This is a genomic window from Paenibacillus sp. 2TAF8, from assembly GCF_052114825.1.
GTDB lineage: Bacteria > Bacillota > Bacilli > Paenibacillales > Paenibacillaceae > Paenibacillus.
Window position 1 is genome coordinate 101,085 of the sequence record NZ_JBFRFN010000006.1, and the last position, 16,837, is coordinate 117,921.

Below are 16,837 nucleotides of genomic sequence, written 5' to 3' on the forward strand. Positions count from 1 at the left end.
GGGTGCATGTGCTCAGGGCTTGTCTCCAAATCATCTTAGCAAATCTGCTGCAGAAATGAAATGTGGTGAAGCGAAGCAGGTTTTCTGACGAAAACGTTTCTTTTTGGTAAAATAAGAGAGATACCATGTTGGCTGGTCTGAATCATGAACCTTGTAACACTCAAATTTGTAGTAGGAGGATGTACGGATGACACAGACAGCGGGACGGGATAAGGTACGGTGGGGGATTATGGGCACGGGATGGATTGCATCCCAGTTTGCCAAGGACCTGGTACATGCCGGGAATGCGGAGAAAGTAGCGGTCGGTTCACGAACAGCAGGCAGTGCAGAGAAGTTTGCAGCCGAATATGGTTTTGAACGCGCTTACGCTTCATATGATGAATTGCTGCGAGACCCTGAGGTGGATATCATCTATGTGGCAACCCCTCATCCGGTACATAAGGAAAATGTGATGGCCTGCCTCGAAGCAGGTAAAGCGGTACTTTGTGAGAAACCTTTTGTGATGAACTCTCGTCAACTGGAGCCATTGGTGGAAACGGCGCGAGAGCGGAAGCTTTTTCTAATGGAAGGCATGTGGACACGATTCCTGCCGCCGGTTGCCCAGGCACGAGCGTGGATTGCGGAAGGGCGCATTGGTGAAGTGCGGATGGTGCATGCGGATTTTGGATTCCGCATTGGCTGGGAGCCGGAGGGAAGGCTACTTAATCCCGATCTAGGCGGTGGTGCATTGCTGGATGCCGGGGTGTATCCGATCTCTTTCGCGTCGATGATCTTTGGTGAACAGCCACAGCATGTATGGAGCACAGCGCATATTGGGGAAACCGGTGTGGACGAGCAATTCTCCGTACTGTTGTCGTATTCGGAGGGACGTTCGGCGTCATTAAACGGTGCCATTCGTTTGAATCTGAACAATGAGGCTGTCATATATGGCACGGAAGGGCGAATTCGTCTGCCTTTTTTCCTTGCAGGCAAAGAAGCCTACTTACATGTGAATGGACAGGACGAGCCAGAGAAGTTTGTGGATGATCGGACGTGTATCGGGTATGCGTTTGAAGCTGAAGAGGCGGGACGTTGCATCCTGCAAGGCCGCACGGAGAGTAATACGATGAAACTGGACGAATCCCTGGAAATCATGAAGTTGATGGACACGGTTCGGCGGCAGTGGGGATTGCGCTACAGATCGGAGTAAGAACGCGGCATGATTACAACAGGAGGGAGTGCAGCGGTGATGAAATTTTTGATATCAGGATTTGAGCCTTTTGGCGGAGATGCGGTGAATCCGACAGGGGCGTTGATGGCGGCATTAGAGTATGAGGTTGTTGAGGGTGCTGTATTAAAAACCTTGCTGCTGCCTGTGCATTTTGATGAATGTGCAGACTTGTTAATTGAAGAGATGGAGGCTTTTCAGCCAGATGTCGTTATCGCTTGCGGGTTGGCAAAAGGCAGAACAGCGATCACGCCAGAGCGCATCGCGATCAACGTGAAGGATATTCCGCCCCGATCTTACGCGGACAATCAAGGTCAGCGCCCTGTGGACGAGCCAATTGCAGTTGGAAGTCCGGACGGTTTATTTTCCACCTTGCCCATCCGGGCGATGGTCAATGATATGTTGACAGCGGGCATACCGGCAAACGTCTCCAACACAGCGGGAACCTATATATGTAATAACACGATGTACCGGGTACTGGATTATATTCGGTTGCAGCAGTTGTCCGTGAGGGCGGGGTTTGTACATTTTCCGGCATCGACTGAAATGGCCGTACTGGAGCCATCTGTCCCATCTTTGCCATTGCCAGTGATGCTGGATGCACTGCGATCCATGATCCGCACAATTTTGTCAGAAGCAAAAATAAACATAGAGGACGGAATAAAAAAATAAACTGCAAATAAAACCAACGAGAGAACCAACGAACCAAATAACCAACTAACGTACCAACGAGTCAACGAATCAAATAACCAACTAACGAACCAACGAACCAACGAGTCAAATAACCAACTAACGAACCAACGAGTCAACGAATCAAATAACCAACTAACGAACGTACCATCCAACCAACCAACCAACCAACCAACCAACCAACCAACCAATCAATTACGAACGAACGTACCATCCAAAGAACGTATCAACCAAAGAACCCAAGGACGACGAACGAACGTATCAACCCAAGAACCAAAGAACCCAAGGACGACGAACGAACGTATCAACCAAAGAACCAACCAAAGAACCAACCAAAGAACCAACCAACAAAAGGGCAGCTCCGATACGTCACAAAGGTGGCGCGCGGAGTTGCCCTTTTCATATATTGGACTCAATAAAACTGCGCGTCAGACACGATGATCCTGCACGATTGTCCGGTGAAAAATCTAACGATCTCCACAGACCTTATTTACACTAATTTGGTGGTTTTATAATTCTAACGATCCGTAGGAACGCTATTTCACCAAAATAGACAAGATTGAGGTGAAAAAGAGTCATTTTCGGCGAAATAAGCTTCCTGGTGATCGTTAGAATTATCAGAGTGCAAAAATAGGCCAAATAAGCTCTGTCAGGATCGTTAGAGATACGCTGCTGTAAAAAGAAAGGCTCTAACCGGTTAGCAATAGCTTTGGCTATGCTCGTAGTTAATAAACTAACAACTTTTCAGTGCGAGCCAATCAGTACGAACCAATCATTACCAGCCAATAGGAGCACTGTAATGGGGAGGTCAGATCCGTAACAGGTTCAGGTCGAACTCGGGAACCAGTTTTTCTTGCATAGCACGACCAAGCAGTGCCGTAATGGCGGCGTATCCATCTTCGCCCAAATTCGCACTGAATTCGTTGACATACAGATCGATATGTTGAGCGGCGACATGGGGATCCATTTCCTGTGCATGTTGCATCACGTATGCTTGGGATTCTTCAGGATGTGCCCAGGCATATTCCACAGAGGCACGAGCCCAGCCAGCCAGAGCATCAGCATCCAGATCACGGCGTGCAATAATGGCACCAAGGGGAATCGGCAAGCCTGTGTCACTCTCCCACCAGTTGCCGAGGTCTGTCATCAGTTGCAAATTATAGTTTTGGTACGTAAAACGCGCTTCATGGATAACCAGTCCGGCATCGATCTGACCATCGCGAACAGCAGGCATGATCTTATCAAAAGGCATGACCACAATTTCACCGACACCGCCAAGGACATTTTGTGCGGCCCATAGACGGAATAATAGATAGGCTGTGGAGCGCTCGCTCGGCACGGCGACCCGCCGTCCAGACAGGTATGCCGGGTCCGTTGTGCCATCAGCCGTCAAAACTAAAGGACCGCAACCTCTGCCCAGCGCACCGCCAGCAGGTAATAAAGCATAGTTTTTCAGTACATAGGGAAGCGCTGCATAAGAGATTTTCATTACTTCCGGAATTTCTGGTCCGATGGGATTCGCAGCAAGGCCGTTGGTTATATCAATATCTGCATAGCGAACCTCAAGTTCAGGTGCACCAGGAATCAATCCGTGTACCCAGGCATGAAAGATAAATGTATCGTTAGGACAAGGGGAAAAAGCAATATTCATGATGTAATAACCTCCCGTAAAATTGAACTTGCTGCCTGGAGCGCATCCAGGGCATCCTTGATACGCCAGGCGTCGCGGTCGCGTGGACCGACCGCGTTAGAGATGCCGCGCAGTTCGAGTACCGGCAGGCTGAACTGCTGCGCAGCTGTTGCCACGCCGAAGCCCTCCATGCCTTCGGCGGCGGCATCTGGCACGCGGCGCAGCAGCTCCGCGGCCGTCTGCGCGGTTCCGGTCGCCGTGGACACGGTGACCGCAGTGCCCCCGCTGACAGCGAGCCCTGCACGCTGCAGCTCATGGCGCAGGCGCGCGGCAAGCACCGCGTCCGCCGCTACACGGGACGAGCCGAATCCGAGCTCGTCCACAGAGAGAAAGCCGTCTGGCGTCTGCGAGCCCAGATCGGCTGCAACCATAGCGTCGGCTACCACGAGGGAGCCGACGTCCGCCCGGCCGGGGAACCCGCCGCCGATGCCGGCACTGATCACCAGCCCATAGGCTGTTGATCTGGCGCCGGTTCCGGCAGCGGGCCCCGGCCCTGAAGATGCGGCAGATGCTTGTGCCGCATCACGTTCCTCTGGCGCGGCAGTGCCATGCGCCAGTTCACGTGCCGCTGCTGAAGCAAAGGCTATGGCAGCGGCAGTTCCGGCAGCGGCCGAGGCAGGGCCAACGCCCGCCGCAATTACATCAAATTGTGCTGCGGCATCATCACCCAAGCCGCGAAGGATTGCATCCTTTTCCGCATCTACTGCCGTTACAATCAGTACGCGAGAAGTTGTACAGAACCCGGTTGTTGTAGCGCCTTTATCTGAGAATGTACTTTTAAATGTATTCATTGGGCATTTACCTCGATTTTATTTGTAGTATTTAATAGATACCAAACCCAAACCCAAACCCAAACCCAAACCTATTCTTGTCCACTGTATGAGAACAAATGAACCTTTTTTGTCTTTCAAAGAGTGGACACTCCTCTCAAATAGAGCATGTCCCTCGGTTAATGTTTGAAATACTATATATAGATAAAAAAACAACAAAATGTAAAATTAAGTCTATATGTAGATTGGTGTATAATGGGTGTTATTCTCAAAAACGTGTCCACCTTTTGTTAAACAAAATCCCTAAATGTACACGACATGTGGACAAATTTCAATCCGTTAAATTGCTACTTAAAAGCTAAAACAGCAGAACACCAGAACATCGAAACACCAGAACACCGGAACATCAGAATGGCAGATTGGCAAAAAAACAATGTTCCCACCATGCGATTACAACTCCAGGGTGTGTCTGAAAACGAATGAAGAAAGCCAATGTAGCTGAAGTTTCGTTGCAAGTCAGGAAGTGTACCGCAAGCGTACCGGGGTACATCAAGTGGAGTTGACGCAGCAGGGGGCGAAAAGTCGGCCAAAGATGCACTTCATTGGGTGTCAAGACACGTTTGATTTGCACAACAATGTTCTGCACCAAATGAATAACAGAGCTTCTTCCTCCGAACACACCCGAACATATCCGAACTTGTCCTAACTCATCATAACTTATCATAACTCATCATAACGAAGGGACAAGTGCAGAACAAGCTTTTGAATATATTTTCGCCCGATAGCGAGCATGTCATATTCAAGCTATTCCCCGATTATTTCCTCTCAATGCTGCTTGTGATAAGAACGATCAAATGATCAAATGTGCAAACGCCAAACGTTCACACACTTATTCTATAACAAGTCTGGATCATAAGTGGAGCTCGATAACCTGAATCAGAAAAACGGTATCTTTAACAGGACTTTCGTAAAGTTCTCTCTAAAACTGTTTTCACAACGAAATATCCTCTTAAGGTTTCAAAGAATACAGGAATAAAGCGAAGTGCTTTTTAAACGTTTTTTCCATATGTCAATTATACCATATTAATTGTTCGTTTATAAATTGTTGCTCTTCCCTCGGTTTCACATATGGAGTCAATTTTAGGATTGACAAACTGTATTAACTGTATTATTAATAGTAGTACAGGTGATACAGTGTAACACACAAGTATCATCCATCTTTTAACCGAAAAACATAAATAAATGCAAAATGAACATCGGTCGTAAAGAAAAGAATGGATGGCAGTTAACCCATTTAAGAGAGGAGGTGCGGGATGTTCGAATTGGATGTACGTAGCCGTAAGGCGATCTATGAGCAGCTGGTGGATAAAGTCAAAGAAATGATCGTATACGGTATTCTGAAACCCGATGAGCAGCTTCCTTCCGTTCGTTCATTATCAACACAGCTCACCGTGAACCCGAATACAATTCAAAAGGCATACCGTGAGCTTGAACGAGAAGGTTATATTTATTCCGTGCAGGGTAAAGGAAGTTTCGTATCACCATCTGTGGAACATCCGAAGGAGGCTATGAAAGATGAGATCAGAGATTCCTTGGTAAAACTGATTGCCGAAGCTTCATTTTCCGGTTTAACCAAGGCGGAGATGACTCTGTTATTTGAAGAAGCGATGGCCCGAATAGAAAAGGAGGTACCTCATGATTGAGCTGAACCAAGTCATTAAAGCTTTTGAACAGGAAAAGGCCGTTAATGGCATAAGTATGCACATACATAAGGGATCGATTTACGGTCTGCTCGGTTCTAACGGGGCAGGCAAAACATCGCTGCTCAAAATCATTGCAGGGATCTATCGACAAGACAGTGGAACTGTACGCATCAAAGGGGCAGAAATCTATGAGAATCTGGAACTTAAAGGCCGTACGATTTTTATGGCCGATGCACCGTACTTTTTCCCACAATCTTCGATAACTCACATGGCTCAATTTTACCGTTCCGTGTACCCACAATGGAGTGATAAGCGATTTAATCAACTAGCATCTGTCTTCAAATTAGATGTAAAACGCAAGCTTCATCGCATGTCCAAAGGCATGCGCCGTCAGGCCGCGGTATGGCTGGGACTCAGTTGTATGCCTGAGGTGTTGCTGATGGATGAACCGATTGATGGACTGGACCCTGTCATGCGCCAGCAGATCAAAAACCTGCTGTTCCAGGAAGCGGCGGAGCGTCAGGTGACGATTATCATCTCATCCCACAATTTGCGGGAGATTGAAGATCTCTGTGACCATGTAGCCATCATGCACAAAGGCCAAATTATCGTTCAGAAAGATCTGGATGACCTTAAGGCCGACACTCACAAGATTCAGGTTGCTTTCCGCCACCCGGATCATGCCGGTTTGCTGAAAGAACAAGTTCATATTTTGCATGAAGAAAAAAGAGGAAGTGTCACCTTGTACATTGTTAAAGGTCATCGTGAAGATGTTACCTCGCAATTTCGTTTGCATGATCCGTATCTGCTGGATGTTTTGCCGCTAACGCTGGAAGAAATTTTCATCTATGAAATGGAGGGTGCCGGTTATGACATTCAACCGATTATACTTTAACCGCGGCATCCTGTACCAAAATTTTAGGCAGCATGGATGGCTCGGGATTGTTTATCTGCTTCTGTTATTATATTCACTTCCGTTATTTATCGGTACACAGTACCGGGATTATACAGAAGAAATTAGCACTTTGTTTAGAGCGCGTGGAGAATTTCACTGGTTCTTAGCGATAACGGTTCCGGTAGTGATCGCATTATTCCTCTTTCGGTATATCCAGGCCGGTGGACCTGCGGATATATATCACAGCCTGCCGCTGCGGCGTAAACATCTGCTGACGATGAACCTGCTGACCGGATATGTGATGATTCTGGTTCCCATCTGGATTACAGCTGGAGTTACCGCATGGGTGTCCGCAGCTCTGGATGAACCTGCTTTTATTTTTGACGGCAGTGTGATCTGGATGTGGGGCTTGACGATGAGTGTTATCTCTTTGTTCATGTTTATGCTAACTGTTGCGGTGGGCATGTGTATTGGACAGTCCATCTTACAAGGACTTACTGTATATGGCATCAGCCTGATTCCATTAATTTTCTGGGGAACTTTTGAGATGCATCTGAAGCGTTATCTGTTAGGTTTTCCAGATCATGCGCTTCGGTCCGGTATGGAGAGTATATCCCCGGTCGCCCGGATGAGCGTCCTCCAAGAAGCACCAGGCTGGAGCGAAATTGGGATCTATGCTGCTATGACGGTGCTGCTTATCGTTCTGTCATATCTTTTATATCGTAAACGGCATGTGGAATCAGCATCGCAGGCCATTACATTCCGGATTGTAAAGCCGATTTTCCGTTTTGGCTTCATGTTCACGGTTGTACTAACGGGTGGTGCTTACCTGTCGACAATTTCGCCCAGACATTCGGATATGTGGGGTATTGTCGGGTATGTCATCGGAGGCGTTGCGGGATACATTGGAGCCGAGATGATTATTCGCAAAACCTGGTTGATCTGGAACCGTAGCTTATTACCAAGGTTTGCTGTGTACGGGATTGCAACTGCGTTAATCTTATACGTACCTGTTGCAGATTGGAATGGTTATGCAGCCAATGTGCCTTCCAAGGACAGCGTGGAAAAGGTACGTATTGGAGGCGATAGTTCTATCTACGTGGATGGTACATATGTGAAGGTGGATGACGAAACGATGTACTCTAACACGGAGGGGTATATACAGGCTGTTCTTGACCTTCATCAGAAAATTGTGGATGCCGGTCCGTCCCTTCAGGACAGGGTACAGAATCAATATATACTAGGGGAAGAAAGTGTAATCATTGATTATAAGTTAAAGAATGGGAAAACCTTATCAAGGGAATACACCGTTTTTGAGCCTGCTTTTCAATCGGAATTCGAGAATATGAAAAACTGGAAAGATTACAAAAAAAACAGATATGAAACTTATGGACTGGATATCGATGTTCGCAGTATCGGTATTCGGTCAAGCATCCTTAGTGATCGTACTGTGTACATCAGTGATCCTCAGTTAATCCGTGAATTCAATGCACTGCTGAAATCAGAAATTCTAGATCAAACGTATCAAGATCAGAAATCCACTTGGGAATCATTTGCGTCAGCCGATATCTATCCGAATAATGTGGATGAATCATCGGGCAAGCAGATAATGGACCGTTCTAACTCTAGTTCAACGTATGAGATTAAATCAACCTATACCCGTTTGATTAAATGGCTCAAGGATAACCAGCTATATGATCAGCTGCAGGTTTCTGTAGATGAAATTGCCTCCGCCCAGTTTATTAAACAGGAGATCGACAGCCCCGGTAAAGTGAAGTGGGTCTATGCTGATTCGCAATTTATCAATGAAAACCTGAACGGAAACAGAAAAGTCGCGACCAAAAACAAACAAATTATTAGCGAACTGATCCAGCGCCAAAGATCCGGAGTTAACACCAATCGGGGCACCTTTTATCAGATTAAACTAAATTTGGTCAAAGGCCAGGGCCTATATATGATGTTAAAGGAGGAAGATCTCACCGAGAATATGAAAGCCATTCTAGGCGATCTATAACTTGTTATTCTTCTGCACTCGCTGTAGCTGCAGGTTGTATCATTCACAATATTTGCTTGTTACAGAATGTGCACATTGTTCCAACATGCATCTTGACCAAATGAATCATATGGAATATATTTGAAAAAGTGAAGATTCAGACAACTCGTTGATCACCGAATCTTATATGGAACGGCTCAGGAGGGAAGCACCCGTAAGAGCAGGCATATGCCTGACTTGCGGGTGTTTTTTTTGTCGTATACGGAATCGATCGCTGACTTTGGAATCTTGAACTGCAGAGGAGATGTGTTCGATTGAGGTATCGAATAGTCTCCCAACGACGAGTACAGAGGTAATGGCAGTTGGGATGCAAGACAAACTGGAAAAGGGGGCAAAAGGATATGCATTTTAGCTTAGAGAAACGTCAGTTGGCAGAGCATCCAACATTGGAACAACAATCAAAGAATGGGTGGATAGGACATTCAAAGTGGGGTCTGTTTATTGAGTCTTCGTTAAACATGTTTGTTGGACATTCTATTTTACGAAGATTGAGTGTGATGTTTGCTGTAACATTCGGGATTGGAATGATGTGCAGTACAGCAACAGTTCACGGTGAGGGGATCGAACTGAATGTAACTGCGCAGAAAGCCTGGAACATGGTATTAAACAAGGCGGATGCACAGACCAAGCGTAACTTGCAGCAATCGTATGAGACTGCCGGGCAGTGGAAGTCACAGAAAGAAATGTGGGAACAAAAGATCAAGCAACTCCATACGACCAATGCGACTGAATTGATGAAGCTTCGAAAAGAAATCAGTGGCATTGACGCAGCTAAGCTGGCAGCGCTTCATGAGAGCCTTGAGCATACACGGACACGATATGAACCGTTGTTTCAACTCTACAGCTCGCTGAACAAACAACTGTCTGCAGCCAAGGGGCTTCAGAGCAAAGAGTTTAGTTCTGCCATTCGTACTCAGGCCGAAACGTTGAAACCGCTGGTGCAGTTGGCACGGGAGGATATTCGTACGAAGAAAATGAACCTTGCTGAAGCACGGAAGCGGAAAAATAACGAGGTGAAGCGGCTGCGAACCATGTTAAATGGCACGATTGCAGTAAAAAAACAGATCAAATCGGCCAAAAAGCAGGTCAGCTTGTCCAGAGAACGATATAAGAATGCCTTGCGGAATTTCAAACAAATACTGAAAAAAGGTGAGCCTTCACGCGCATTAAGTGCCTTGAATTCTTTGGTTTCTTCAGCTGAAAGGTGGTCGGCTGCAACCCGGAACATTCACACGTTAGAGCAGAAGGTGTCCGCGATCTACGTCAAGGTTAGTCAGGAGATCCGTAACAGACCTAATTAAGAAGCCTGATTCTGCAAGTCGGTGGCTTGTGATCTATCCTGTGAAAAATGTATAAGAGAAACTTGATTTTTTCTGGCGCGTACACCTCTATAAAAAGATTAAGTCCATTTGGACACGGAACGAGGTGCAAGCTGGTGCAACCAGGGCATAGGATGAAACGATCAGGCAGAACTGAGTCAAAGCGTGTTAACAGAACAAATTCTAAGCGTAAAGGCAGATTTGGATGGAAACGAAAGCGTTACTGGGTTCCCATCTGTTTATTGATCCTGATTATCGGTTTTGTAGGAATCGGTGCACAGTTTACACCTAAAATAACGATTTTCTTGCTGAAATCAGGACTTGAGCTCGCTACTTCGAACACAAACAGCAAACACACGAATGAATTGGAAGGGGTAACTCGGGTTACCGATGTGGTCTATGCGGATGAAGGCCGGGGCAACAGTACGTTGGACATTTATTATCCTTCCGCAGCAACTGAACCGTTGCCGGTCGTATTGTGGATTCATGGCGGCGGTTGGGTTATGGGCGATAAAGGAGACATTGCCGATTATGCGGTGCAGCTGAGCAAACGTGGTCATGTGGTGGTGAGCATAAACTATGCACTTGCACCGGGTACGACATATCCTATGCCTGTTAAACAAACAAATCAGGCTCTAACTTATATCAGAGATCATGTAAGTCAATATCAAGGCGATCCGAATAACCTATTTCTTGCCGGTAATTCAGCTGGTGCCCAGATTGCAAGTCAGACTGCAGCTTTGCTTACGAATCCCAATCTCGCAATACAGATGAATATAACACCATCGGTTGAGCCTGAGCAGTTAAGAGGAACACTTTTGTTCTGTGGCCCGTATAACTTGCGTACCGCTCAGAGTACAGGTTTTCCATTTATGCGCACGTTCCTCTGGTCATACACGGGAAGCAAGGTATACGAAGATGATCCAAATCTGGATGAAATGTCAACGGTACTTCAGGCTACAGGCGAATATCCACCATCATTTATCACTTCTGGTAATGATGATCCTTTGACCGTACAATCAATGGAATTAGCAGAAGTGTTGGAGCATCAGGGTGTTACAACAGAAACGTTATTTTTTCAATCATCCTCCGAAAAATTAGGACATGATTATCAGTTCGATCTGAGAAGTGAAGCTGCACAGCAGGCGCTACAGGCATCCGTGCAATTTATTCAGAATCATAGAAATAAGTAACCGAAAGGCTCAGATAGTAAGGTAAAGGAACAGGAACAAGAACAAGAACAATTAAAATGAATGAGGATGGGGAGTGAGGATGGCGTAAGAAAACAGAGGATAAATAAATGCAATGTGAAATGGACTGTTGGTGAAAAAATAAGGTATCACAGCAGTAATCATGAAAAAACATGATATGACTGCCGAGACACCCTGATGTTTACTTCTTGACCAGCACTAGCAATCTGCGCATAGCTTCTTCAACCGTCGCACGTGGACAGGCTACGTTTATGCGCATGTATCCGGAACTTTCTTTACCAAATACAATCCCGTCATTAAAAGCGAGTCCTGCCTCATGAAGCAGTTTCTTGCTTAATTGCGCATGAGTCAACCCTAATCTACGGAAATCGACCCATAACAGATAGGTTGCTTCAGGTAGATATACCCGGACGCCAGGCATATGCTCGGCTATAAATTGCTGCACGTATTCCATATTATCTCGAATGTAAGCAAGACATTGATCGAGCCAGCTCTCACCACCATTATAAGCCGCTTCGGTTGCTACTGCTCCCAGTGTACTTATGCTGGATAATCCCATGGTGTTCACACCTTGGGCGAAATGTGCCCGCAATTCGGCGTTTGGAATGATGATATTGGAGGTGCATAATCCGGGTATATTGAACGTTTTGCTTGGTGCTGTGCAGACGATGCTGTAATCTGCGATCGCTTCCGAGATCAGACTAAGCGGCGTATGAGTTCCCCGCTCATATACCAGATCGGCATGAATCTCATCCGATACGATGAGTACATTATATTTTAGACACAGCGATGCAAGTCCTTCCAACTCCTCGCGGCTCCATACACGTCCAACTGGATTATGCGGGCTGCACAGGATCAGCATTTTGACTTTACCAGTCTGCAGACTGGTTTCGAGTTGTTCTAGATCCATCGTATACTGCCCTTGGTTCTCGATCAGTGGATTTGTTATGAGTTCTCTGCTCTGGTCCTTTACCACATTATAAAAGGGTGGGTATACCGGAGTCTGGATGACTACAGCATCACCAGGTGAAGTGAATTGTTGTACCGCTATGCTAAGCGCCGGTACGATCCCGGGTGTGAATACGATCCAGTCCGCATTGATGTGCCAGTTGTGGCGGCGTAACATCCAGTCAGTAACTGCAGCATGATAAGCCTCGGTACGTAGCGTGTAACCCAAGATACCGTGTTCTATTCGGGTCTGCAAAGCTTCAACAACAGACGGGGGGGCAGCAAAATCCATGTCGGCCACCCACATGGGGAGTGCATCTGCTACACCAAAGGTTTGCTCCAGCCCGTCCTATTTCTCGGAAGCGGTGGATAACCGGGCAATCGGTGTATCAAACAAACTGTGATTTATCATAACAATGAAGTCCTCCTTGGTTACATTCATTCGTTGTTACGTCCTACAAACAAGAGATCATTATCTAATACATCTTCACTTTTCGCAACTTCTAAACCATTTTTATATGACCCAAGTCCTGATTTGGTGAGATATCGTTTACAACATACGATCAAGTGCTTATGATATGGCTAATATAAGATGAGATTCCGTAATTATCTAGTACAGCTCATTGTTATACGAACTATAAGTATCCGAATCATATCTATGCTTAACCGTTTTTTTCAATTAAAGATGTAACATCAATTTATATTTAACTGAAACTGGGAGGAAAACGAAAATGAAAAACAAAAAGTGGCTGATTGCTGCAGGTGTATTTGGTATGGTACTAACGGGATCGGCAGGTGTCTATGCAGGTACACAGCTGGAGACGATCAAAGCCTATTTGAACCACGGACTTGCTATCGAAGTAAATGGACAAAAATTTACGCCAACAGGTGACCAAGGCAAAAAGCTTGCGCCAATTACGTATCAAGGCAGTACATATCTTCCGGCTCGTTCCATTGCAGAAGCGTTGAATACAGAAGTGAAATATGATGCTAAAAATAATAAGGTAAGCATTGGTGCTTCCAGCTCCTCAGGTGGATCTGCATCTACTGGTGGCGGTAGTTCAACTTCCCCATCGACAGGTGCGAACACACCAGCATCAGGAGTGAAATCCAAGTACCTGCCAGCGGATTTCCCGTTGCCTAAGGATGCCAAAGCGACAAGTCTGATCGAGAGCGTTGTTGATGGAAATAAAAAAGTGGTTCTTATTTATACAACCAAGGATAGTCTGAGTACACTTGCTTCATCCTATAAAAATTATTATCAGAATAAAAACCTGACTCAAAACAGTGAGGATATTCAAGCTGACGAATTCAGCATTTTAGGTCGTGAGGAAGGCAAGTATGCTGTAACGATTACAGGTAACCCATCTTCAAGCAATAAGGATTTAAATGAAGTGACGGTCATCTGGGGAGAAGAATAAGCGAGTTCGTATGTTGTCTGATTTCTAAAAATAAAACAAGCCGTTATGCCTGTAATGTTTCGTGATTACAGGCAAACGGCTTTTTGTGTGTTACAGATATTCATTAAACCACCCGACGATATGCTCTAAACGTCGCACCCTCAGGTGAGGATGACCACCGCGGGATAACTCATGATTGGCCCCTGGGAATCGCACGAGCCGAGTTGTTTGCTTGCGGCGTTTCAGTGCAACATATAATTGCTCGGCTTGCTCAATGGGACAGCGAAGATCCTGTTCGCCATGAAGAATAAGCAGTGGGGTCTGCACATTACCGACATAAGCGAGTGGGGAATGCTTCCACAGTTTTTCTGTATCATCCCAAGCATTACCGCCAATCTGATCTTCCGTAAAGAAATAACCAATATCACTTACCCCGTAGAATGACAGCCAGTTGCAGATGGAGCGCTGAGTGACAGCGGCTTTGAAGCGGTTTGTATGTCCGACGATCCAATTGGTCATGAAACCACCATAACTGCCGCCGGTTACGCCCAGTCTGGATGGATCGATGAAGGCATACTTGGACAAAGCATAATCCACAGACTCCATAAGATCTCGGTAATCCCCTCCGCCGTAATCTTCACGACAGGCATTGACGAATTGCTGCCCATATCCCAGCCCTCCGCGTGGATTGATATACATCACAGCATAACCCTGAGCGACAAGGAGCTGGAACTCATGCATAAAAGTGAAGCCATACATCATATGTGGGCCACCATGAATTTCAAGAATAGTCGGAACTTTGACACCTTCAACGATGCCATGAGGTTTCATGATCCACCCTTGCAGCTCCAGCCCATCTGAGGATTCAAACCAGAAGGTTTCCGGTGTACTCAGCCAAATGTCCTGCTCCAGTTGCGGGTTACTTCGGGTAAGCCGTACAGATTCGATTTTGGGGTTCCCCGGTTGCTCAAACAGATACAAGTCTCCAGGATTTTGTGTGTTGGCAACAGCCGCCACGATCTGGCCCTGTGCCAGCTCCACAAACTGATAGATCTCACACTCATCAGGCAAAATATAATCGGCGTGATTTCCGTCTAATGTAAATCTGGCTATACGCACGCTGCCATGTATCGTTGCAAGACACAGAATGGCAGATCCGTCCTGCGAATATATGGGGCCTGTTGTCACCAGATGGGACCGCATATCACCAACAAGGCTGTGGCTCATCTGTACATCTAAATCTGCACTCAGGCATTCAAGTGATCCACCCGATATCGGAAGCGTATACAACTTTGCAAGAGTTGCATTGCCATAAGAGTGGTCACTGGCGAGAAGGGCCAGTGATTGCGCGTCAGGTGCATAACTAAGCCGATAAAAGGTATACCCTTCTGGGGTTAATTGCTGTATATCTGAACCGTCAGGACTGGAAGTATACACATGATTAGTTAACGTAAAGTCGCTATGATCTACACCCTTTTCGGGCATTTCGGTAATCCAGGCGATGCGTTTTCCATCGGGTGACCAAGCATAATCCCCAATATCATAGTGTCCTGTTGTTACAGGTATAGCCTCTGCGCTAATCGGCGCAATAACAAAGAGATGAGAGCGTCTGCCATTCCATAATCCGCCACTATCCGATTTCATCCGAATCCGGTCTACGATCACTTCCTGAGGAAGTGAGCTTTCCTTGTTGCTTTCTTTGATAGATTGTACAGAAGCGGTATCTGGTGTTTCATCGATGTCCACAGAAGACTTTACAAGCAATGTCCCACCATCGGGTGCCCATAAGAAGGAACTCACGCCATGCTTCAGATGACTGATCTGCTGAGCTTCTCCGCCATCCGAAGCGATCAGCCATACCTGAGATTTTCCATCAACTTCGCGTAAAAAAGCAAGCTGTGCCCCATCCGGCGACCAAGCTGGCGAATGATCATTCTCTCCAGAAGTGAAGGGCCTGTCCTTCCGGCTGTTCAGATGCAGTAGTCTCAGGTGTGAGCGATAACCGTCGTGTTTTTCGTTCGTTTGCCGACTAACGTAAACCAGATGTCCGCCTTGGGGAGACGGAACGGGATCATTAACCCATGTAATCTGAAGCAAATCTTCCGATGTCATGCCGCGTTGTCCGTTCATCATTATCCTCCCGCTATCATTTAGATTCTGTAATTTCCTATGCTTTCCATTTATATTAACGGAAAGACAAGTGCAGGACAATAACCTGCCGAGTGCAATTACATTAAGTTTTTTCATAGGGGCATAAATGAACGGTAGGAAATGTTTAGGAATAGCCCGAATGGTTTAATGTAGAATGCAATTCCTGTTTAGATTTGCGTATGGTTCAATCGCAAAAAGGAGGAAGTTTACATTTGAGCACATCTTATGATCAGCATGTGGAATATCCGAGCAGGAAACGAATGGCTTGGCTTACGGCAGGGGCAGCGCTTTTTATGAGTGCCGGCTTTTTTCTGATGTTTGACCGGTCTTCAAGCGCAGGTACTTCCATCATATCCAGTGTTATTGGCTTGTTATCTATCCTCTTTTTTGGCATATGTTTCTGCTACAGTCTGTTCAAAATGATTCGGAAGGAACCTTCCTTTGTCATCAATGAACATGGGTTTGTAGACTCTTCCTCGTATACCTCAGGCGGGGCAGTAGCCTGGAAGGATATTGAACATATTATTATGTATGAGCTGATGGGGCAAAAAATGATTGGTGTTAAACTGCAGGACGAGAAGGCATTTCTGGAGCGCCATAACGGAATGAAACGCAAGCTGATGACGGCGAACAGCAATATGGTTGATGCGACTATAAGTATAGCTCAAAGCAGTATTACTTTGCCGATCGACCAACTGTATTTTATGATGATAAATCACTGGCAGCATGGTAAGGACAACAGGATACATGTTCTGAACCTCAGGAAGTCGTGAAGGAGTGAAGAATTGAAACGGTGAGGT

General features: G+C 46.1%; 13 protein-coding genes. 9 read left to right on the forward strand and 4 right to left on the reverse strand.

Features of this window, described 5'->3' with window-relative positions:
* The first annotated feature begins 187 nt into the window (after window positions 1-187).
* Window positions 188-1,189, forward strand: a complete 1,002-nt coding sequence (locus AB4Z30_RS10615) for a Gfo/Idh/MocA family protein (RefSeq protein ID WP_441926007.1) — start codon at window positions 188-190, stop codon at window positions 1,187-1,189.
* A gap of 39 nt (window positions 1,190-1,228) precedes the next feature.
* Complete coding sequence (locus AB4Z30_RS10620; protein WP_441926610.1) at window positions 1,229-1,879, forward strand: pyroglutamyl-peptidase I; 651 nt, start codon at window positions 1,229-1,231, stop codon at window positions 1,877-1,879.
* 826 nt (window positions 1,880-2,705) lie between these two features.
* Here the strand turns inward: AB4Z30_RS10620 and AB4Z30_RS10625 are convergent.
* Together AB4Z30_RS10625 and AB4Z30_RS10630 are read right to left on the reverse strand one after the other, a co-directional pair.
* Window positions 2,706-3,548: a 1,4-dihydroxy-6-naphthoate synthase gene (locus AB4Z30_RS10625; RefSeq protein ID WP_441926009.1), complete on the reverse strand. Its 843-nt coding sequence runs from the start codon at window positions 3,546-3,548 to the stop codon at window positions 2,706-2,708.
* Window positions 3,545-4,378, reverse strand: a complete 834-nt coding sequence (locus AB4Z30_RS10630) for a futalosine hydrolase (protein WP_441926011.1) — start codon at window positions 4,376-4,378, stop codon at window positions 3,545-3,547. Before AB4Z30_RS10630 ends, AB4Z30_RS10625 begins: the two co-directional genes overlap by 4 nt.
* Before the next feature lie 1,292 nt (window positions 4,379-5,670).
* Between AB4Z30_RS10630 and AB4Z30_RS10635 the strand changes: the two genes are divergently transcribed.
* The 5 genes from AB4Z30_RS10635 (at window position 5,671) to AB4Z30_RS10655 (ending at window position 11,520) form a co-directional block, all read left to right on the forward strand.
* A complete protein-coding gene (locus AB4Z30_RS10635; protein WP_441926013.1) occupies window positions 5,671-6,060 on the forward strand; it encodes a GntR family transcriptional regulator in 390 nt (129 codons plus the stop codon).
* Window positions 6,053-6,955 (forward strand): ABC transporter ATP-binding protein, encoded by a 903-nt coding sequence (locus AB4Z30_RS10640; RefSeq protein ID WP_441926015.1) that lies wholly within the window; start codon window positions 6,053-6,055, stop codon window positions 6,953-6,955. Before AB4Z30_RS10635 ends, AB4Z30_RS10640 begins: the two co-directional genes overlap by 8 nt.
* Window positions 6,930-8,969 carry a hypothetical protein gene (locus AB4Z30_RS10645; protein WP_441926017.1) on the forward strand — a complete coding sequence of 680 codons (2,040 nt, stop codon included), beginning with the start codon at window positions 6,930-6,932 and terminating at the stop codon, window positions 8,967-8,969. The genes AB4Z30_RS10640 and AB4Z30_RS10645 overlap by 26 nt, the downstream gene beginning before the upstream one ends.
* Window positions 8,970-9,349: 380 nt before the next feature.
* Entirely contained in the window at window positions 9,350-10,309 is a 960-nt protein-coding gene (locus AB4Z30_RS10650; protein WP_441926019.1) for a hypothetical protein, read from the forward strand.
* Window positions 10,310-10,461: 152 nt separating this feature from the next.
* Entirely contained in the window at window positions 10,462-11,520 is a 1,059-nt protein-coding gene (locus AB4Z30_RS10655; protein WP_441926021.1) for an alpha/beta hydrolase, read from the forward strand.
* Window positions 11,521-11,719: 199 nt separating this feature from the next.
* Here the strand turns inward: AB4Z30_RS10655 and AB4Z30_RS10660 are convergent, their stop codons facing one another.
* Entirely contained in the window at window positions 11,720-12,778 is a 1,059-nt protein-coding gene (locus tag AB4Z30_RS10660) for a MalY/PatB family protein (protein ID WP_441926023.1), read from the reverse strand.
* Window positions 12,779-13,217: 439 nt separating this feature from the next.
* On the opposite strand from AB4Z30_RS10660, the gene AB4Z30_RS10665 reads away from it, so the two are divergent.
* Entirely contained in the window at window positions 13,218-13,907 is a 690-nt protein-coding gene (locus AB4Z30_RS10665) for a stalk domain-containing protein (protein ID WP_441926025.1), read from the forward strand.
* A gap of 90 nt (window positions 13,908-13,997) precedes the next feature.
* Here AB4Z30_RS10665 and AB4Z30_RS10670 read toward each other — a convergent pair whose 3' ends face one another.
* A complete protein-coding gene (locus AB4Z30_RS10670; protein ID WP_441926027.1) occupies window positions 13,998-16,016 on the reverse strand; it encodes a S9 family peptidase in 2,019 nt (672 codons plus the stop codon).
* 233 nt (window positions 16,017-16,249) lie between these two features.
* Between AB4Z30_RS10670 and AB4Z30_RS10675 the strand changes: the two genes are divergently transcribed.
* Complete coding sequence (locus AB4Z30_RS10675) at window positions 16,250-16,810, forward strand: STM3941 family protein (protein ID WP_441926029.1); 561 nt, start codon at window positions 16,250-16,252, stop codon at window positions 16,808-16,810.
* The last annotated feature ends 27 nt before the right edge of the window (window positions 16,811-16,837 follow it).

Bases quoted from the DNA above. Each gene is read 5' to 3' on its own strand.
- AB4Z30_RS10615 (WP_441926007.1), top strand. From the start codon at position 188: ATGACACAGACAGCGGGACGGGATAAGGTACGGTGGGGGATTATGGGC.
- AB4Z30_RS10620 (WP_441926610.1), top strand. From the start codon at position 1,229: ATGAAATTTTTGATATCAGGATTTGAGCCTTTTGGCGGAGATGCGGTG.
- AB4Z30_RS10625 (WP_441926009.1), bottom strand. From the start codon at position 3,548: ATGAATATTGCTTTTTCCCCTTGTCCTAACGATACATTTATCTTTCAT.
- AB4Z30_RS10630 (WP_441926011.1), bottom strand. From the start codon at position 4,378: ATGAATACATTTAAAAGTACATTCTCAGATAAAGGCGCTACAACAACC.
- AB4Z30_RS10635 (WP_441926013.1), top strand. From the start codon at position 5,671: ATGTTCGAATTGGATGTACGTAGCCGTAAGGCGATCTATGAGCAGCTG.
- AB4Z30_RS10640 (WP_441926015.1), top strand. From the start codon at position 6,053: ATGATTGAGCTGAACCAAGTCATTAAAGCTTTTGAACAGGAAAAGGCC.
- AB4Z30_RS10645 (WP_441926017.1), top strand. From the start codon at position 6,930: ATGACATTCAACCGATTATACTTTAACCGCGGCATCCTGTACCAAAAT.
- AB4Z30_RS10650 (WP_441926019.1), top strand. From the start codon at position 9,350: ATGCATTTTAGCTTAGAGAAACGTCAGTTGGCAGAGCATCCAACATTG.
- AB4Z30_RS10655 (WP_441926021.1), top strand. From the start codon at position 10,462: ATGAAACGATCAGGCAGAACTGAGTCAAAGCGTGTTAACAGAACAAAT.
- AB4Z30_RS10660 (WP_441926023.1), bottom strand. From the start codon at position 12,778: ATGGATTTTGCTGCCCCCCCGTCTGTTGTTGAAGCTTTGCAGACCCGA.
- AB4Z30_RS10665 (WP_441926025.1), top strand. From the start codon at position 13,218: ATGAAAAACAAAAAGTGGCTGATTGCTGCAGGTGTATTTGGTATGGTA.
- AB4Z30_RS10670 (WP_441926027.1), bottom strand. From the start codon at position 16,016: ATGAACGGACAACGCGGCATGACATCGGAAGATTTGCTTCAGATTACA.